The 18,704-nt window shown below is 65.0% G+C and carries 14 protein-coding genes; 7 read left to right on the top strand and 7 right to left on the bottom strand.

What is annotated here, in order from left to right:
- Positions 1-58: 58 nt before the first annotated feature.
- The 4 genes from U8326_RS01780 (at position 59) to glnA (ending at position 3,410) form a co-directional block, all read left to right on the top strand.
- A complete protein-coding gene (locus U8326_RS01780) occupies positions 59-418 on the top strand; it encodes an SH3 domain-containing protein (RefSeq protein ID WP_324741977.1) in 360 nt (119 codons plus the stop codon).
- The gene (gene argC, locus U8326_RS01775) at positions 415-1,338 is read left to right on the top strand and encodes an N-acetyl-gamma-glutamyl-phosphate reductase (RefSeq protein WP_324741976.1); all 924 of its coding nucleotides are present in this window, start codon (positions 415-417) and stop codon (positions 1,336-1,338) included. The genes U8326_RS01780 and argC overlap by 4 nt, the downstream gene beginning before the upstream one ends.
- A 249-nt stretch (positions 1,339-1,587) precedes the next feature.
- Positions 1,588-1,926 carry a P-II family nitrogen regulator gene (locus tag U8326_RS01770; protein WP_324741975.1) on the top strand — a complete coding sequence of 113 codons (339 nt, stop codon included), beginning with the start codon at positions 1,588-1,590 and terminating at the stop codon, positions 1,924-1,926.
- Positions 1,927-2,000: 74 nt separating this feature from the next.
- Positions 2,001-3,410 carry a type I glutamate--ammonia ligase gene (glnA, locus tag U8326_RS01765; protein ID WP_324741974.1) on the top strand — a complete coding sequence of 470 codons (1,410 nt, stop codon included), beginning with the start codon at positions 2,001-2,003 and terminating at the stop codon, positions 3,408-3,410.
- Between the two features lie 97 nt (positions 3,411-3,507).
- Here glnA and U8326_RS01760 read toward each other — a convergent pair whose 3' ends face one another.
- Positions 3,508-5,607 carry a putative bifunctional diguanylate cyclase/phosphodiesterase gene (locus tag U8326_RS01760; protein WP_324741973.1) on the bottom strand — a complete coding sequence of 700 codons (2,100 nt, stop codon included), beginning with the start codon at positions 5,605-5,607 and terminating at the stop codon, positions 3,508-3,510.
- 158 nt (positions 5,608-5,765) lie between these two features.
- Here U8326_RS01760 and U8326_RS01755 point away from each other — a divergent pair, with 158 nt between their 5' ends.
- Positions 5,766-6,392, top strand: coding sequence for a lysozyme (locus U8326_RS01755; protein ID WP_324741972.1), 627 nt, complete (start codon positions 5,766-5,768; stop codon positions 6,390-6,392).
- 7 nt (positions 6,393-6,399) lie between these two features.
- Here U8326_RS01755 and U8326_RS01750 read toward each other — a convergent pair whose 3' ends face one another.
- From U8326_RS01750 to U8326_RS01735, 4 genes are all read right to left on the bottom strand, one after another.
- Positions 6,400-10,611, bottom strand: a complete 4,212-nt coding sequence (locus U8326_RS01750; protein ID WP_324741971.1) for a translocation/assembly module TamB domain-containing protein — start codon at positions 10,609-10,611, stop codon at positions 6,400-6,402.
- Positions 10,611-12,533, bottom strand: a complete 1,923-nt coding sequence (locus U8326_RS01745) for an autotransporter assembly complex protein TamA (RefSeq protein ID WP_324741970.1) — start codon at positions 12,531-12,533, stop codon at positions 10,611-10,613. The genes U8326_RS01750 and U8326_RS01745 overlap by 1 nt, the downstream gene beginning before the upstream one ends.
- Positions 12,534-12,747: 214 nt before the next feature.
- Entirely contained in the window at positions 12,748-13,602 is an 855-nt protein-coding gene (locus U8326_RS01740; protein WP_324741969.1) for an arginyltransferase, read from the bottom strand.
- A gap of 174 nt (positions 13,603-13,776) precedes the next feature.
- Positions 13,777-15,030: a threonine ammonia-lyase gene (locus U8326_RS01735; protein ID WP_324741968.1), complete on the bottom strand. Its 1,254-nt coding sequence runs from the start codon at positions 15,028-15,030 to the stop codon at positions 13,777-13,779.
- Between the two features lie 138 nt (positions 15,031-15,168).
- Between U8326_RS01735 and U8326_RS01730 the strand changes: the two genes are divergently transcribed.
- Both U8326_RS01730 and U8326_RS01725 read left to right on the top strand, forming a co-directional pair.
- The gene (locus U8326_RS01730; protein WP_324741967.1) at positions 15,169-16,068 is read left to right on the top strand and encodes an NAD(P)-dependent oxidoreductase; all 900 of its coding nucleotides are present in this window, start codon (positions 15,169-15,171) and stop codon (positions 16,066-16,068) included.
- Entirely contained in the window at positions 16,065-17,450 is a 1,386-nt protein-coding gene (locus U8326_RS01725; RefSeq protein ID WP_324741965.1) for an amidohydrolase family protein, read from the top strand. The genes U8326_RS01730 and U8326_RS01725 overlap by 4 nt, the downstream gene beginning before the upstream one ends.
- A gap of 1 nt (position 17,451) precedes the next feature.
- Here the strand turns inward: U8326_RS01725 and tatC are convergent, their stop codons facing one another.
- The gene (gene tatC / locus U8326_RS01720; protein ID WP_324743664.1) at positions 17,452-18,264 is read right to left on the bottom strand and encodes a twin-arginine translocase subunit TatC; all 813 of its coding nucleotides are present in this window, start codon (positions 18,262-18,264) and stop codon (positions 17,452-17,454) included.
- Between the two features lie 5 nt (positions 18,265-18,269).
- A complete protein-coding gene (gene tatB, locus U8326_RS01715; RefSeq protein ID WP_324741964.1) occupies positions 18,270-18,692 on the bottom strand; it encodes a Sec-independent protein translocase protein TatB in 423 nt (140 codons plus the stop codon).
- Between the last annotated feature and the right edge of the window lie 12 nt (positions 18,693-18,704).

Genomic DNA, 18,704 nt, shown 5'->3' with positions numbered 1-18,704 from the left:
AGCCGGGCTGGCCGTCTAAGCGCGCCGCTTCCCCGGACCGCAGGAGCTTGCAGGACACGTGACAGATCAGCCATCCGAAATCGGCGGGACGCAGCCGCTGGGGCCGTTTGCGCTATCCGGGCCGGTGGCGAGGCCGGAGACGCGGGGCCTGCCCGTGCGCGGCGATCTTGCGCATATCGGGCTGGCGGGGAAATATTTCGTGCCGCATTATGCCGTGCCATCCCCTCGCCGGGTGCTCGCGGGTGGAGCGACACTGCGCGCGTCCGGGCGCGAGGATGGCGAAATCCTGGGAAATCTGGCCGCTGGCGAGGTGTTCGAAGTGCTGGACATAGCGGGCAATTGGGCGTGGGGCAGTTGCGGGCCGGATGGGCCTGTCGGCTATGTGGCGCTGCACCTGCTTGAAGGACACTCGGAATGAGCAAGACCGTCTTCATCGATGGCGCCGTCGGAACGACCGGCCTGGAAATCGCGGAACGGCTCTCGGGCCGCGCGGAGTTCACCATCCTGTCGCTGGACGAGGCGCGGCGCAAGGATGATGCGGCCCGCAAGGAAGCGCTCAACGCCGCGGATTTCGTGATCCTCTGCCTGCCGGACGATGCCGCCCGGGCCGCCGTGGCGATGATCGACAATCCGCAGGTCCGCGTAATCGACGCGTCGAGCGCGCATCGCGTGGCCGATGGCTGGACCTTCGGCTTTCCCGAGCTGATCGGAGCGGAGCTGGTCGCCCGGGCCACGCGGGTCAGCAATCCGGGCTGCTATCCGACCGGCTTCCTCGCCCTTGTCGCGCCGCTGGTGCGGGCCGGGCTGCTGCCCGCCGACTGGCCCTATACGGTGAACGCGGTGTCCGGCTATTCGGGCGGCGGCAAGGCGCTGATCGAGCGGTTCGAGACGGACGGCGACATCGCCTTCCGCGCCTACGGCCTGACGCTGGACCACAAGCATCTGCCGGAAATGCAGATTCATGCCGGGCTGGTCCACGCCCCGGTCTTCGCGCCGTCGGTGGTTCCCGCGCATCGCGGCATGGTGGTGGAAGTGCCCCTTCCCCTGGCCGCGATCGAGGGGGCGGCGGATGTCGCGGCGCTTCGCGCGGCCTTGACGGAATTCTATGCGGGCAGCCCGATCGTGACCGTGCATGAAGGCCCCGAAAGCGAATTGCTGCTGCGGCGCTCCGGCGCGCCGACCGACCGGCTGGAGCTTTATGTCTTCGGGTCGCCGGAAGGCACGCAGGCCCGGCTGATCGCCCTGCTGGACAATCTCGGAAAAGGGGCGAGCGGGGCCGCCGTGCAATCGCTCAACCTGATGGCGGGGCTGCCCGAAACCACGGGCCTGCGCCTGTGATGCTCAAAGTTTGAGCAGGCCGCTGACCGTTTTTTGCGCAGCGCGGCATCCTCCCCGGCCTGCCACCGAGGCCCAGCCCCGCGCATCAGGGCAACGACCCGCGGATTCCTCCCTTTTCGCGGAACCATTCCTGTCCTAATCCAGCCATTCGGCTCTTGGCATGATTCTTGATTAGAGATTTGCCGAGTAAAGTTGGACATACCGGCCCGCCCAGGGCGGCGCCGGCCGGTTGCGCAGGGGGAATACCGCGTGAAGAAGATTGAGGCGATCATCAAGCCATTCAAGCTGGACGAGGTCAAGGAAGCGCTTCACGAAGTCGGCGTGTCGGGAATCACGGTGACCGAGGCCAAGGGCTTCGGCCGTCAGAAGGGGCACACCGAACTCTATCGCGGCGCCGAATATGTGGTGGATTTCCTGCCCAAGGTTAAGCTGGAAGTCGTAGTCAGCGACACCATCGCCGAGCGCGTGGTGGAAGCGATTGCCGCGGCCGCCCAGACCGGCCGGATCGGCGACGGCAAGATCTTCATCACCGCCATCGAATCCGCAATTCGCATCCGTACGGGCGAGCGCGACGACGACGCACTCTAGGCTCAGCTTTCTCTCGGACCGTCCGAGCCAGGGGCGGTCTGAAATTTAATCGGCACAGAAGGGAACTTACCGAAATGGCCAGTGCAAAGGACGTCCTGAAGCGTATCAAGGACGAGGAAATCGAATGGGTCGATGTCCGCTTCACGGACCCGCGCGGCAAGTGGCAGCATCTTTCGATGTGCGCCAGCGCGATCAACGAGGATGCGCTTGAAGAAGGCCTGATGTTCGACGGCTCGTCGATTGCCGGCTGGAAGGAAATCAACGAATCCGACATGATCCTCAAGCCGGATCTCGATTCCGTCTATATCGATCCGTTCTCCGCCACCCCGATGATGGTCATCATCTGCGACATCGTGGAACCGTCGGATGGCTCGCTCTATTCGCGCGACCCGCGTTCCTGCGCCAAGCGCGCCGAGGAATACCTCAAGACCACCGGCATCGGCGACACCATCTATGTCGGGCCGGAGCCGGAATTCTTCATGTTCGACGACGTGAAGTTCTATGACGGCTATGACGGTTCAGGCTTCAAGCTCGACGATATCGAGCTGCCGGGCAACACCAACCGCGAATATGAAGGCGGCAACATGGGCCACCGCCCGCGCGCCAAGGGCGGCTACTTCCCGGTTCCGCCGGTCGACACCACCATGGATGTCCGCGCCGAGATGGTTTCGACCCTGCTCGAAATGGGCCTGCCGATGGACAAGCACCACCACGAGGTGGCCGCCGCGCAGCACGAACTGGGCCTCACCTTCGGCAAGCTGGTGGAAACCGCCGACCGCGTGCAGGTCTACAAATATGTCGTGCAGCAGGTCGCCCATGCCTATGGCAAGACCGCGACCTTCATGCCGAAGCCGATCAAGGAAGACAACGGCTCGGGCATGCACACCCACATGTCGATCTGGAAGGGCGGCAAGCCGACCTTCGCCGGCAATGGCTATGCGGGCCTGTCCGAAACCTGCCTGTTCTACATCGGCGGCGTCATCAAGCACGCCAAGGCGCTCAACGCCTTCACCAACCCGACGACCAACAGCTACAAGCGCCTGGTCCCGGGCTTCGAAGCGCCGGTCCTGCTGGCCTATTCGGGCCGCAACCGCTCCGCTTCCTGCCGTATCCCCTACGGCGCCGGAGAAAAGGCGAAGCGCGTGGAGTTCCGCTTCCCCGATCCGCTGGCCAATCCCTATCTCGCCTTCGCCGCCCTGCTGATGGCGGGCATCGACGGCATCCAGAACAAGATTCATCCGGGCGACGCCATGGACAAGAATCTGTACGACCTGCCGCCGGTGGAACTGGCCAAGGTGCCGACCGTGTGCGGCTCGCTACGCGAAGCCCTGCTAGCGCTCGACGCCGACCACGACTTCCTGCTCAAGGGCGACGTGTTCACCAAGGACCAGATCGACGCCTATTGCGATCTGAAGTGGGAAGAAGTGATCCGCTTCGAAACCACTCCGGCCCCGGTCGAATACGATATGTATTACAGCTCCTGATCCCTCATCACGGGATCATGAAGAAGGGCGTCCGGAGCAATCCGGGCGCCTTTTCTTTTGGCGGAAAAGGATCGACACCCCCTCCGGCAATGCTGCCTCAGGCGGCGTTTCTTCCCGCGTCGAACAGGCCGAGTTCCGCAGCGGGCCGGGCCTTCCCGAAGAGATAGCCCTGCCCCTGCGTGCAGCCCTCCTCGCGCAAATAATCCCGCACCGCCTCGTGCTCGATGCCTTCCGCCGTCACGGTCAGGCCCAGGCTCTTGCTCAAGCCGATCACCGCGCGGATGACGGCGCGCGAATTGTCCTCTTCCTGCAGGCTCAGGATGAAGGACTTGTCGATCTTGATCTTGGTGAAGGGGTAGCTCAGCAGATAGCGCAGCGAGCTGTATCCGGTGCCGAAATCGTCCATCGACAGGCCGACGCCCAAGGCGCGCAGGCTGCGGATGATGGAGGACGAGCGCGGCCCCTTGTCCATCAGCACCGCCTCGGTGATCTCCAGTTCCAGCCGCTCCGGCGCCAGGCCCGAGGCCGAGAGCGCCTGCAGCACGGTGTTGAGAAGATTGCCGCTGCGGAACTGCAACGGCGAGACATTGACCGAGAGGTTGACATTCGGCGGCCAATCCCGCGCTTCGCGGCATGCGGTCTGCAGGACATATTGGCCAACCGTGTCGATCAGGCCCATTTCCTCGGCCAGCGGGATGAACACTTCGGGCGAAACCGCGCCATGGGAAGGATGGTTCCAGCGCAGCAGCGCCTCATAGCCTTCCACCTCGCCATTCTCGAGATTGATAAGCGGCTGGTAGTGGACTTCCAGATCGCCCTTGTGGACGGCATCGCGGAAATCGTTCTCCAGCCTGGACCGCTCCTGCGCGGCGACATCCATCGCCGGCTGGAACCAGCGATGCGATCCGCGATGCGACGCCTTGCAGGCATAAAGCGCGAGATCGGCGTAGCGCAGCAGCGTTTCCGGGTCGGAACTGTCCCGCGGGGCGCAGGCGATGCCGATGGTGGCCCCGATATGCAGCGAATGATCCCCGATGAAGAAGGGGGTGCCGAGCGAAACGGCGATAGACTTGGCGACCAGATCGACCTGATCGCCGCTGGCCTTGCGGAAGATGATCGCGAATTCGTCGCCGCCAATGCGGCACAGCAAGGCCCGCTTCGGGATCAGGGCCTGCATCCGGTAGGCGGCCTCGGCCAGCAGGGCATCGCCGACGAGATGGCCGTAGGTGTCGTTGACCGCCTTGAAATGATCGAGATCGACAAGGGCGATAGTGACTGACTCCGGCGAGTTTTCCGGCGCCAGCAGGCCGTGCAGCCGCTCGCGGCAATGCGCGCGATTGGCAAGGCCGGTCATCTCGTCATGCCGCGCCATATAAGCCATCCTGGCTTCGACCCGGCGGCGCTCGGTAACGTCGAAGATCGAAACGATCGTCGCCCGTTCCCCCGCCAGCACCGACTGGCGCGTGAACAGCACGGATTCGAGCTGGGAACCGTCGCGCGCGCGCTGGCGCCAGAACCTGTCCTTCTCGGAGCAGTTGGTGGCAAGCAGGGCCTGCGCTTCCTCCCACTCGTCCTCGGCGAACAAGGCGTGCGCGGCCAGGCCTTCCATCTCGCCGATGGGATAGCCGAAATGTTCCGCCGCGGCGGCATTCGCCGCGCGGATCGTTTCGGTTCGCGGATCGTAGACGACCAGCGGAACCGGATTGCCTTCGAACAGCAGACGGAAGGATTCCTCCCGCTCCTTGAGATCGGTGATGTCGACGCGCAGGCCGATGGTCCCGCCATCGTCCGTCTTGCGCTCCTCGATCATGATCCAGCGGCCATTGGAGAGAAGCTGCTCGTGCCGCATCCCCGGGTTGTTCAGAAGGGACAGGCGGTGGGTCAGCCATTCCTCTTCCCGGCCCGCGGCCTCCGGATAATCGCCGCGTTGCACCCCGATCCTCAGCGTGTCCGCCAGGCGCACCCCCGGCTCCAGCAGATCGGCGGATTTCGCGTAGATTTCCGCATAGCGCTGGTTCCACAGGATGTAGCGGCCTTCCTCGTCGAGAAAGACGATCCCTTCCGGCAGCGCGTCGATTGCCGCACGCAATCGCTTTTCCGCCCGGTCCGCCGCTTCCTTCGCCGCCTGCAACCCTTCCAGGGCAGCGCTATCCGCCCGGCAGGAAATATTGGAAATTGGACTTGTCTCCGACGCCACGTAGCAATCCCTCTGGCCTACACATGTCAGCTAAGCCTTCGCTGGTTAATTTTTTGCTGCGTTGCAGCAAATTTCCTTTCCGCGAATCCTCTTTCCTACACCATTATATGTTCTTTATATGTTCCAAACTTTTCCTTGAAAGGTCTCGGATCATGTGGATGGAAAACCTCCTGATTGTCCTGCTGCGGCTGCTGGGCCTGGTTCCCGCACCCACCCCCGCCGGCCCGGGCTCTACGGCAAGTCCGGATTCCGCTCCGGCCGACCGCGGGCTTCCTGCCGATCCTGCGCCTGCTACCGGACCGGTTTCCCACCCGATTCCCTCGCCCCGCGCGATCGGGCGAGCCGGGATCGATCTCATCAAGCGGTTCGAGGGATGCGCGAAACGCAGGGCCGACGGCCGTTATGAAGCCTATCCCGATCCGGCAACCGGCGCCGCGCCCTGGACTATCGGCTGGGGCGCCACCGGCGCGGGCATCGGCCCGGGCACCGTCTGGGACCAGGCGCAATGCGATGCGAGGCTGGCCACGGACCTGATCCGCTATGCGCGCGAAGTCGACCACGCCATCGGCGATGCGCCGACCAGCCAGAACCAGTTCGATGCGCTGGTGAGCTTCCATTACAACACCGGGGCGATCCATCGGGCTACCCTCACCCGCAAGCATCGCTCCGGCGATTACAGCGGCGCGCAAGCCGAGTTCGCGCGCTGGGTCCATGCCGGCGGCAGGATCATGAACGGGCTGGTCCGCCGCCGCGAGGCGGAAGCCCGGCTCTATTCCCGCGCCTGATCGTTCTTCAATAGTCCTTGCTGGCCTTGGCGCTCACGCTTTCGCGACCGATCGTCGAGACAGAACCGAGCAGCGAGAGCCAGCGCGTGATCCGGAATTCCAGTTCGGTGGCGCTGTATCCCCGGCCGTCGGTGATGATTTCGACATAGAACTTGCGGCCGATATTCTTGCCGAGCGCAATGCTGGTTTCGCGGTCGAGCGCCGGGTCCGCATTGACGATACGCAGGCGGTCCAGCCCGATCGCGGTCCGCAGCTTGTTGATCGGCCCCATGCCGCCCCCGCCGCGCAGCGAAGCCAGCGCGCTGCCCAATTGCAGCGCATCGGTCGCCGAAAGATCGGTGATCGAGCCGCCGAACAGCAGCCGGGCGAGAATTTCCTCCTCCGGCAGGGCGGGCACGGAAGTGAAGGTGATTTCGGGCTGGGTCGCGCTGCCCTTCACCGCCACGCTGACGTCCAGATTATCCAGCTCGGTTTCCGCCAGAATATCGAGGCGCGGATCGATCGGCCCGCTCTGGTCGAAGGCGATCCGCCCGCGCGTCAGATCGAAGCGCGTGCCTGCAAATTCATAGGCGCCGCGCACGACCTCGGCGCGTCCGCCGATCCGGGGATCGCTGGTGGTGCCGCGCAGGGAGATATCCGCGCTCCATTCGCTGTCCAGCCCCATCCCGCGCACGGCGACGCGGCTGCTGGCCCGGGCATCGATCATGTAGCGCCAGGGCGCGGTGCGCGCGCTCGGCGCCGCGACATCGGGCGGAGCGTTGATCTCCCGCGTGGGAATATCGGGCAGCTCCCGCACGTCGGCGGCATTGCCGAGGCGCCAATCCGCCTTCTCCACCCTGAGCCGGCCGGCGATGATGCCGCCGCTGCCATCCGACACGACGCGTATCGGCCCCGTCACCGTGGCCGCCATGTCGCGGCGCTTGAGTATCTGCGCGTCATTGGCCGCGAGCTTCAGGTCGATCTGCGGACCTCTCCCAGGGCCAAGCCCAGCGAGATCGACGCTTCCGCTGCCGGTTACGGTGCCGCCATTGGCTGTCTTGCCGAGCAAGCGGGTCAACCGCAGGCGGGAATCCGTGAACTGGCCGCGCACGGCGATGTCGCGCAAATCCGTGCCGGTGAGCGAACTGCGCATCCGCAGGCTGTCGCTGGAGAGCCTGCCGCGCACGCGCGGTTCGGCAATAGTGCCGGTCACGTCCGCCGCGACCCGCAACGGGCCGGTGAGGTCGAAGACCTCTATCGCGGCAAGCCGCCACAGCGCGTCGGCCGGGCCGGAATAGCGCAACTGGCCGAAGAGGGAACCTGCGCTGAGCCGCTCATACAGCCCGCCATGCGGGGGCAGGCCGGCGATGGCCGCCTGCAATCGGCCACGCCGCTGCCCGTCTTCATTGACCACTGCCCGCATTTCGAGGCGCTGCGCCGAGAGTTCCCCGACCAGATAGAGATCGATCGGACGAGAGGACAGGACAAGGCCCGAGCGGGTAAGCCCCTTCACCTCGACCTTCGCATTGCCGGTCAGCGGCGTGCCGTTCGGCGCATGGAATTCCACGACGCCGGAGATCCTGCCGCCAAGGCCCATGTCCTGCGACACCACATCGACAAGCGACAAGGGCATTCCAGCCAGCTTGATCGTGCCGCTGGCCGGCTGGGAGCCGCCAAAGCGCCCTTCCGCGATCAATATGCCATCGGCATAGCTCAATTGCGAAGGCGCAAGCCGCCAACCGTCGCCTTCCTTGGTCAGGATCGCGCGCCGGGGCATGGAAATGGCCCTCCCGGCGAAGTCCCCCCGCACGGCCACGCCGATCTGCTGAGGGGCGATGTTCACCTGGGTCTGAAGATTGAAGCTGCTGCCCCGCCGCCCGGCAAGCGAGGCCGTGACCGTGCCATTGCCACCCCGCATCTCGGCCTTGGCGGCCAGGCGGCCGATGAACAGCTGCCCATGGCTGATGCCCTGGGCATAGACCGAACCATTCACCTCCGGGCCGTTGTCGCCGAAAACCCCGCTCGCCTCGATCTGCGCGTTGCGGATCAGGGTTGGCGTGGGTCCGGCGAAACTCGCATTCTTGGCGAGCAGCGAAACGTCGAACCCTTGCCCGGCGCCGCGCGGGGCAAGCCGGATAGTGCCGTCCAGCCCGCCCCCGGCAAGCGCCAGCGTGCCGCTCGCGCCGCCGGAACCGAGAGTCAGCTCTCCGGAAATATCGGTCTGCGAAAGCGTCATCCGCTGGATCATCACCCGGGTCGGGCCGCGCGGCGGGGAAAAGAGATCGATCGTGCCGTCGAAGGGGCCAAGCATCGAACCGCCGCGCGTATCGATCCTGAAGCCGTCCCTGATCGGCGCCAGCGCCACCCGGACATCGGTCAGCCCCGCGGCCGGAAGCGGGCTTGCGAACACCAGTTCCGCCCGTGGCCCGTCGTCGGCGATCGTCGCCTGCACCGTGAAGGGGCCATAGTCCGCATGGCGTCCCCTGCCGGCCAGGGCCGTTCGGCCATCGGTCACCGTTCCATCGAGGAACAGGTTCAACTTGCTGGCCGTGAGCGTCGTATCCCTGAATACGATAGGTGCGTCGCCGCCAAGGCTGATGCCACCCTTGAACCGTATATTCGTGCCCGCGATGGTGGTAAGCGTGGAGTTGGTGACGCGCGGCATCCGGCCGGCGAAGTTCGCGCGCAGGTTCCAGGGCGCATCGCTGCCGATCCTGAACACTATCTTCGCATTCGCATCGACCGTGCCGAGATTTTCGATCGCAAGACCCTTGGCGTCGACCGGCCCGGCCAGGCCGTAGCCACCTTTGGCGATATCGCCACGCAGCGCGAAGCGCGCCGCCAGGCCGGGAAATGCGATCCGCAGATCATCGGACGACAGGCGGTTGCCTTCCAGGGCGATCAGGCCGGTTGCCCGGCCGTTCACCAGCCTGGGATCGATCATCGCCGTGCCGGTGCTGATCCGCTGCACCTCGAGCGCAAGCAGCAGGCGCCAGGTCTTGCCGTCATAGGTCAGCGTTCCCTGCTGCCTCACGCCCGTCAGCACGGTGCCGGCATTCAGCTCGTCCAGCTCAAGCCGATGCGCCACCGCGAGATCGCGGAACGGCCCGTCGAGAGTGGCGCTCAGCCGCGCGCCCTTGAGCAGCAGATCCTTTCCGAACAGCGCCGGATCGCGCAGCGAGGCATCGACCGCCAGCGCATCGAACGCATTGTTGCCGAGGTCCACCTTGCCCTTGCCCGAAAGGCCCACTCCCGCCCCTTGCAGGACCAGAGCGCCATCCAGCACGCTGTCCACCAGCGTGCCATTGGCGGAAAGGGACACCGTTTCGCCCAGCGCCTGCCGGGGCAGCCCTTCGAGCAGCTTCGCCGGATAGGCCTGCCCCAGCACGCCATAGCGCCCGGCCCGGTTGGTCAGCCTGAACGCGGCCAGCCTGGCGCCATCCTGTTCCGCCAGAATCGCTCCATTCCAGCTCTCCCAGGTGCCGTCGCCGGCGATACGCGCGCGAAAATCGCTTTTCGCCCCGATCAGCCCGGCCAGCAGCCCGTTCTTCGGCGCCCGATAATCGAGCGCCATGTCGAATTTGTTCCCGTCCGGCCAGGCATCGACCAGCGCATGGAGCCGGTCCTGCCCACCGAGGTTGCCGTCCAGCTTGAGATAGACCCGCCCCTTCCGGACATCGGCCCGGGCAAGCAGATCGACCTTGCGCGCATCGCCGACCACCCCCTTGGCGACCGTGAAATCCACCAGCTGGAAGCGATCCACCCTGATATCGAAATTGGGCAGGATCGGGGCGTCGGGATCGCCGGGGTTCAGTTCGGGCACGCGCAGCAGGGTCCCTCGCTTCGCGACGAGATTGCGCACATCCAGCCCGCTGAAGAACCAGTTGAAGGGGCGCCAGTCCAGCTCCACGCGAGGTATCCTCAGGAACGGCCCCTTGGGGTCGGACAAGGTCACATGGTGCAGGGAAGCCTTGCCGTAAAGCGATCCCTCGATCCGGCCGATGGATATGCGCAGGCCCGAGGCGGGCGCGACCCTGGCGATCTGATCGGCAACGAAGCGATGGCCTATCGGGCTGTTGAGGACCGCCAGCCCGACCAGGAGAATAGCGGCGAGCGACGCGAATATCCGCAATATCCACTTGCGCCATGCCCGGCCCGCGCCGCCCGGCTGCTGGCCCGCACCCTCTTCCGGCGGCGGGGAAGGAGCGCCTTCCACGGGCTGTTCCGTGGCATCCGCCATCAGAACGCCTGCCCCAGCCCGATATAGACGGCGATGGGATTGTCGCCCGAGCGTGGATTGAGCGGCGTCGCCACGTCGAGGCGGATCGGGCCGAAGCCGGTGTTGTAACGCACGCCAAGGCCTGCGCCGAAGCGCATGTCGCTGAAACTCGGCGTGGTCGAGCGATCGACATTGCCGGCGTCGATGAACGGAACCACCGAAAGCGCGCCGCCGAACATGCCGGTCCTGATACGGGCCTCCAGCGAAAACTCCACCAGCGAGCGGCCGCCGTTGGGATCGCCGACATCGTCGCGCGGGCCGATCTTCTGATAGCCGTAGCCGCGCACCGAACCGCCGCCGCCCGCATAGAAGCGCCGCGACGGCGCGATATTGCCGAGCCCGGTTCCGAGGATGCTGCCCACCCGGGTGCGCGCCGCGATCACCACCTTTTCGCCCATCGGCTGATAATAGGTGGCATCGATCTGGGTTCGCGCATAGGTGGATTGGCTACCGCCCTGGGAGGAGATTTCAGGCGAAATCCGCCCGCCCAGCCTGAACCCCCGGGTCGGGTCCAGCAGGCTGTCGGAGGTGTCGATCATGGCCCGCATCGGCAAGGCCGCGACAAAATACGTGGCGCGCGGCGTGTTCACGCCCTGCACGGAAGCCTCCCGCTCGTCCGTGGCGATCACTTCCAGGCCGACGCTCCACGTCAGCGGCTTCTGGAACAGCAAGGTGCTGACGCGCTCATAGGTTGCCAGCAGCGACACGGTATGGGCTTCGTAAGCATCGCGGTCGATATTGGTGGCATAGGCATCGACCGTCAGGATCTTGTCGCGACCGCGCCAGTTGTTGCGCCGGAACGTAACCCCCGCCAGTTGCTCCTTGGTTCCCGCGATGCCGCGCACGCGCAACGCGCCTTCGGGCGGGAACAGGTTGCGATGCTCCCAGCTTCCTTCGATCCGCACGCCCTCACCCGAACCATAGCCGATCGTGCCGGCGATGGTGCGCAGGGGTGCCTTGGCAAGCTCTATATCCAGCGCGACCTCACCATCCTGCCCAGGCGCCGGCGGCCGCGTCTCGCGCCGCGATATGGTGACGCTGGAAACGAGGCCGGTCGCCAGGATCGCCCGCCGCAGATCCATCTCGTCGCTGCGCTTGTAGATATCGCCCGGGTCGAACCGCGCGATCCGCTGGAGATGCTTGCTGGAGAGGAAATCGGGATTGCCGCTGACCACCGAGCCGAACCGATACCGTCCGCCGGGTTTGACAGGGAGAGTGAGATCGCCTTCCTGCCGGGCATGGTCGATCAGCAGCGAAGGATTGCCGATAGTCGCGAAGGGATAGCCGGTTTCGCCCAGAGCCTGGTCGAGATCGAAGTTTTCCTGAACGATCTTGTCGGCCAGCACGGGATCGCCGGGCCAGATCTCGAAGCTCTTGCGCAATGCCTCGTAATCGGGCGCCTGCGGCAGCGCGCCGAGGTCAATCGCCCCGAAGCGATATTGCGTCCCGGGCACGATGTCGAAGCGCACTTCGGGATTCTCGGAGGAGGAACCGTCGCCATTAGTGCCATTGCCCACGCTGCGCAGCACATAGCCATCGTAATAGCCGTAATTGCGGAGCAGCCGGTCCAGCAAGTCGGCATCCTGCCGCGCGCGGGCGGAAAGCTGGGCCAGATTATCCTCATCATCGGACAATTCGGCAATGGTCGACAACTCGCGGAAACGGTCGACGAACTCGTCCTGCAACTCGAACTCCGCGCCGGTATCCGGGAAAACCAGCGTCATATCCGAACCGACCCTGATCTTCTTGCCATCGGGCAGGGCGGGAACCTGATCGTCGAAGTCGGTCGCGAAATCGATATCCGGTTCCGCCTGCAGCGGTTCCGGCTGCGGCACATCGCCCGGCTCGGGCCACGGCAGCGAAATCTCCGGCATCTCATCCATGGCCGAGCCGGAATCCGGGGCGGCCGGATCGGCAGGCTCACTCCCGGATGAGGCAGGACTATCCCGGGTTGCCCAGCCTTCCGGGTCTTCGACGGCGGAATCCGGGATCAGGTCTTCAAGGCGAGGAGAACCTGTGGCAGCGCCCTGAGCAAGCACGGCGGAGCCAGCCAGCGGCGACACCGCCGCCAGCAAAGCACCCAGAACCGCAGCGAGGTCAAACCTGGAAGTGATACTGCTCCTGCCCGCCGGGCACCCCGTCCTTGCCGCTGCCCTCGACGGAACCGGAGCAGCCTGTTCTGGCGCCTGAAACCTTGGCGATGAGGCGGTCCTGCTCCTCAACCGGAAAGGCTTCCCAGCCATTGGGGCCAAGCCGTTCCAACGGGCGATAGCGGATCTTGTATTGCATCCGCGCGGAACCGTGGACCCAATAGCCGAGATAAACATAAGGCAGGCCTGCTTCCGCAGCGCGCCGGATGTGATCGAGGATAATATAATTGCCAAGCCCGGTCCGCGTATCATGATCCGGGTCGTAGAAGCTGTATATCATCGACAACCCGTCACCTTGGCGATCGGTAAGACAGGCGCCTACCAGACGCCCGGACTCTCCATCCCGCGAAGGTTCCCTATACTCGGTAACAAAGCTCGTCACCGGCGTATGTTCCACCATGTCGGCAAAATCCATCTCATCCATGGATGCCATGCCGCCGCCAGGATGCCGTTGACCGAGGTAACGCTGCAGCAGCTGGAACTGCTCATTGGTGGCCCAGGGCTTGCATTCGCTGACGATCAGATCGGAATTGCGGCGGAGATTGCGCCGCTGGGTCGACGACGGGCGGAATTCTTCCGCCGCCACGCGAACCGAAACGCATGCCTGGCAATCGCCGCAGCTCGGGCGATAGGCGACGGTCTGGCTGCGGCGAAAACCGATGCGGCTCAATGCATCGTGCAATGCTTCCGCATGAGGTCCCTTGAGTTCGGTGAACACCTTGCGCTCGCTTCGGCCGGGCAAATAGGGGCACGGGGCGGGGCTGGTGACGTAAAACCGGGGGAAGCGAACAGGTGCTGTCACGATATCTGGCCGCAGCCCTCTTTGAAAGACCAAACAACGAACGACTGCGCGCATTATGCCCGCACGAGTTGATAGTTGAAATAGTCTTAACCAAGAATCGGGGTTAACGAACCACAGTTTTTGCACAGGCGCCCGCTGCCACGCCTTGGCGAGCGGCATAAACCGGGGAAAGCCTCAGTCCAGTTCGACCTGGCTCACCATATATCCCTTGGAACGAAGCGCCGTTATCAGCGCATCGAGCTGGGCGCGATCCCTCGCTTCGCACTCGATGTCGGTCACCAGGCCCTTGGCCGGCAAGGTGGTGAAGATGCGCTGGTGAGAAATCTCGATGATGTTCACATTATGCGCGTTGAACTCATGCATCGCGCGATAGAGCGAACCCGGCCGGTCCTGCAGAAAGATGCGCAGGCGCGCGAGGCGGCCCTGCCGCGCCAGATCGCGCAGCAGCACATTCGCCAGCAGCCGCGTGTCGATATTCCCGCCCGACAGGACGATGCCGACATTGCGCCCAGCGAATATTTCCCGATTGTTCATGACTGCAGCAAGGCCCGCGGCGCCCGCGCCTTCGACCACCGTCTTTTCGATCTGCAGCAGCAGGGCCAGCGCGGTTTCCAGCGCGGCTTCGTCCACCAGCACGAAATCGTCCAGCAGCGTATCCAGAGTGCGCGACGTATATTCGCCGGGTTCGAACACGGCGATGCCCTCGGCCAGCGTGTCTCCGCCGCACGGCAGGGTCGTGCCCTTCAGCCGGTTGTACATCGAGGGGAAAAGCTCCGCCTCCACGCCGATCAGGCCGATTTCCGGCTTGATCGCGCGCGCGGCCGTTCCCATGCCGGTCGCAAGCCCGCCCCCGCCGACCGGGATCGCCAGCACCTCAAGCTCCGGCACATCCTCGAGCATTTCGAGCGCGACGGTGCCCTGCCCGGCCGCAACCGCGGGATCATCGAACGGGTGAACGAAGGTAAGCCCCAGTTCCTTCTCCAGCTTGCGGGCATGGGCATAGGCCTGGTCGTAATTCTCGCCCTCGAGCAGCACATTGCCGCCCACCCGCTCGGTCTGCATGATCTTCACATGCGGGGTGGTGCGCGGCATCACGATCGTCACCGGCACGCCGAGACGCGTGCCGTGATAGCTCAGGCCCTGCGAATGGTTCCCGGCCGATGCGGCGATGACGCCGCGCTCGCGCTGTTCCTGATCCATCAGGAGCAGGGCATTCAAGGCGCCCCGTTCCTTGTAGGCGGCCGTGAACTGATGGTTCTCGAACTTCAGCCAGATGTTGGCCCCGGTGATTTCGGACAGGGTCTGGCTGCGCAAGGTCGGCGTGCGCACCACCGCCCCACCAATTCGCTCGGCAGCGGCCCGCACGTCTTGAAGCGTAAGAAGCGGAGTTTCGTCCGCATCGGCATTGAGGGCGCTGCTTTGGATCATGACGTGCGCGCCCTAACGGAAAACGCAAAAATGGGAAACGCCATTTTAGGGTCGGGACCTAAGGCAGTGGTCGCACACCTCGCCATATTCCGTCCGGCAACTCTTGCTTTGGCGGCAAAGCCGTTACACAGCCTTTCCATGAGCACGCCAAAGCATATCGCGTTTCTTGGCCTTGGCATGATGGGTGGGCCGATGGCCGGCCACTTGCTGAACGCCGGGCACCGGATCACAGCCTATAACCGCACCACGTCAAGGGCCAAGGCATGGCTGCAGCGTTTCGGCGCCCAAGGCGATGCCAGCCTGGCCGGTTCTCCGGCGGAAGCGGCCCGCGATGCCGACATCGTCGTCACCTGTGTCGGGAACGATCAGGATCTCGCGCAGGTCCTGCTCGGATCGCGCGGCGCGCTGGCCAGCCTGGCGAGAGGCGGGCTGGTGATCGACCATACCACCGTTTCAGCGGGGTTGGCCCGGCAATTATCCGTCGAATGCACGGATCGCGGGATCGGCTTCGTCGATGCCCCGGTTTCGGGCGGCCAGTCGGGCGCGGAAAACGGCGCGCTGGCCATCATGTGCGGCGGCGGCCCCGATGCCATGAAGTCCGCGCTTCCCGTGATGCAGGCCTATGGATCGCGCATCGTCCATGTCGGCGCGGCCGGAGCGGGCCAAACCACCAAGATGGTCAACCAGATCTGCATCGCGGGCGTGCTGTCCGGCCTGTCCGAAGCGATCCGCTTCGCCGAAAGCGCCGGGCTGGATATGGAGCGGGTGTTCGAAGTGATTTCCGGAGGGGCCGCGCAAAGCTGGCAGATGGACAATCGCTGGGCTTCCATGGTGGAGGAACGGTTCGATTTCGGCTTCGCGATCGACTGGATGCGCAAGGATCTGGGATATGCGATCGAGGAAGGGCGCAGGCTGGGCGTTTCGCTGCCGATCACCGCGCTGGTCGACCAGTTCTATGCGGATGTTCAGCGCATGGATGGGGGCAGGCAGGATACCAGCGCGTTGATCCGCCGCCTGCCCAAGGGCCACCGGAAATGATAAATGGATTGCGGCGCGCCGCGCGCCATGCCCTCGCGGCCTGTCTTGCCCTCGCCTGCCCGGCTGCCGCCTCGGCCGATACGCTGGTGGACAATGTCAACGGCATCACCATCGGATCGGACGGGGCGCTGCAGCGCTTCACGGGGATCGTCATCGGCAACGACGGACGCATCAGCCAGGTCCTGCAGCAGAAGGACAAGCGGCCGAAAAAGGTCGATTACCGGATAGAAGGCCAGGGACGCATAATGCTGCCCGGCATCGTCGCGGCCGACATGCGGCTGATGGATTTCGGGCTTTCGCTGCTCAATGCAACGGCAAGCGGCGATTCAGCCCTGCCGCCGCCCCGGCCGGAAGACTGGGATGTCGCCTTGCAGAAGGCGCAAAGGCAACTTGCCGCGCGCGGCATCACGGCAGTGACCGATACCGCCACCTCGATAGAGCACTGGCAGGCCTATCGGCGCGCGGGCGACGCCCGGACGCTTTATCTGCGCATCGCCGCCTATGCCACGGACATCGCTTCCATGGTCCTGATCGGCGGGCCGGGGCCATCCCCCTGGCTGTATGACGACCGCTTGCGGCTGAATGGCGTGCATCTCGTCGCGGACGGCACGTTGGAGACACATGGCGCCGCGCTCAAGGCGTCCTATGCGGATCGCCCGGATACCAGCGGGAAGCTGATCCAGGGCGAGACGCAGCTGCGCAACCTGATGAGCCGCGCGGCGATCGACGGCTTCCAGGTTTCCGTCGCCGCCCATGGCGATGCGGCCGTGGTCGAAGTGCTGGGCGCGATCGACGAGCTGGCCCTGACCTACAAGGGCGAGCGGCGCTGGCGGATCGACGGTTTGCAGCTGGCCGCGCAGACCGACTTGCCCCGCCTTGCCGCGCATGGCGCCATCGTCAGCTTCCGGCCGGGCAATCTCGCCGCCGAAGCGGCAGTGGCCGATGCGCGGCTCGGGCCGGGCCGCATCGGCTCGGTGCAGCCGTGGCAAAGCCTGGATCAGGCGCGCGTGAAATTCGCCATCGCCGGTTCCCGGCAATCCCTGCCCTCGCCCTTTGCCGACCTGGCGGCCGCGATCTCGCGGGAAGATGCCCAGGGCCAGCCATCGGGCGGATGGCAGCCGCAGCAGCGCATCGGCCGAGAGGCCGCGCTGGCCGCGCTCACCGCCAATGCCGCCTTCGCGGCCCATGGCGAAGGGCGCTTCGGCCGGATCGTGGCGGGCGAACGAGCGGATTTCATCCTGGTGGACCGGGACCCGATGACCGCGACCCCGGCGGAACTCCGCACCACGCAGGTGCTCGAAACCTGGATAGGCGGGGTCAAGATCTACCAGGAAGGCCTGGAGACGGAGCAGAAATACACGAAGGAGATGCCCGGCTGGTAATTCAGTCGATATTCCCGCCGCTTTCCTTCTGCTGCGTCTGCTCGCGTTCGGCCTGGGTCCGCGCGCGCTTCTCCGAAAACCACATCAGCGCCAGCGACCCTTCGAACAGGATCAGCAGCGGCGTTGCCAGCAGCAATTGCGAGATCACGTCGGGCGGGGTGATCACCGCGGCGACGATGAATATCCCCACGATCACGTAACGCCGCGCCCCCGCCATCTGCGCCCGGGTGACGATCCCGGCCCGATTGAGCAGCATCAGCAGCACCGGCAGCAGGAAACTGATCCCGAAGGCCAGGATGAACTGCATCACCAGATCGAGATAATCGCCCGTCCCCGGCAGGGCTTCCAGCTTCAACCCGCCCCGGCTGCCCTCGAAGCCGAGGAACCAGTGGAAAGCCGTGGGCATCACCACGAAATAGGCAAGCGCGGCGCCCATCGTGAACAGCACGGGAGTGGCGACCAGGAAGGGCAGGAACGCCTTCTTCTCCCTGGCATAAAGCCCCGGCGCGACGAACGCCCACAACTGGTTGGCGATGATCGGGAAGCTGACGAAGAAGGCCGCGAACAGGGCCACCTTGATCTCCACGAAGAACGCTTCGTAAAGCTTGGTGTAGATCAGCCTGCCCTCGCCCGTGGGGAAGGCCTTCGTCAAAGGGCGGGCAAGGAAGCCGAAGATATCCTCCGCGAAATAGAGGCATACGGCAAAGGCGATGCCCAGCGCCACCACGCAGCGCAGCAGCCTCGTGCGCAGCTCGATCAGATGATCCAGCAGCGGAGCCTGCGTCTCGTCGATATCCCTGAGCTTGAAGGGCATGTTCTTCATGGCGGCGGAGGCGGCCCGCGGAACGGCAGGAGCGGTTCCTCCTCGTCCTGGGGGGCGGGCCGGGCAGGTGATGCGGACTGTGCGCGGGCTTCCGCGCTTGCCGCCGCCGGTGCCGCTGAAACGGCTTGGGACACGGCTTCATCGGGAAGGGGCGGCGATGGAGGCGGCGGCTCCGCCTGCGTATCCGGATGGGCGGCCATGATGCGTTCGTTATGCTCGCGCCATTTCCTTTCGGCTTCCTCCATTTCCGTTTCGCGGATCATGGCTTCGACCCCGGTGCGGAAATGGCCTGAAATACGCCGGATCTTGCCGATCCAGCGCCCGGCGGTGCGCAGGGCGAGCGGCATGTCCTTCGGACCGATGACGACAATCGCCACGATCACGATCAGCAACAGCTCGGACGCACCGACATCAAACATCTTGCGGCAACC

The organism is Tsuneonella sp. CC-YZS046, from assembly GCF_035581365.1.
Taxonomy (GTDB): domain Bacteria; phylum Pseudomonadota; class Alphaproteobacteria; order Sphingomonadales; family Sphingomonadaceae; genus JAWKXU01.
The sequence above is the reverse complement of the archived record's forward strand: the minus strand, read 5'-3'. Positions and strand labels throughout refer to the sequence as shown.

Coding starts and splice junctions, on each gene's coding strand:
- argC (WP_324741976.1), top strand. CDS start 415: ATGAGCAAGACCGTCTTCATCGATGGCGCCGTCGGAACGACCGGCCTG.
- glnA (WP_324741974.1), top strand. CDS start 2,001: ATGGCCAGTGCAAAGGACGTCCTGAAGCGTATCAAGGACGAGGAAATC.
- U8326_RS01755 (WP_324741972.1), top strand. CDS start 5,766: ATGGAAAACCTCCTGATTGTCCTGCTGCGGCTGCTGGGCCTGGTTCCC.
- U8326_RS01750 (WP_324741971.1), bottom strand. CDS start 10,611: ATGGCGGATGCCACGGAACAGCCCGTGGAAGGCGCTCCTTCCCCGCCG.
- U8326_RS01745 (WP_324741970.1), bottom strand. CDS start 12,533: ATGGATGAGATGCCGGAGATTTCGCTGCCGTGGCCCGAGCCGGGCGAT.
- U8326_RS01735 (WP_324741968.1), bottom strand. CDS start 15,030: ATGATCCAAAGCAGCGCCCTCAATGCCGATGCGGACGAAACTCCGCTT.
- U8326_RS01730 (WP_324741967.1), top strand. CDS start 15,169: ATGAGCACGCCAAAGCATATCGCGTTTCTTGGCCTTGGCATGATGGGT.
- U8326_RS01725 (WP_324741965.1), top strand. CDS start 16,065: ATGATAAATGGATTGCGGCGCGCCGCGCGCCATGCCCTCGCGGCCTGT.
- tatC (WP_324743664.1), bottom strand. CDS start 18,264: ATGCCCTTCAAGCTCAGGGATATCGACGAGACGCAGGCTCCGCTGCTG.
- tatB (WP_324741964.1), bottom strand. CDS start 18,692: ATGTTTGATGTCGGTGCGTCCGAGCTGTTGCTGATCGTGATCGTGGCG.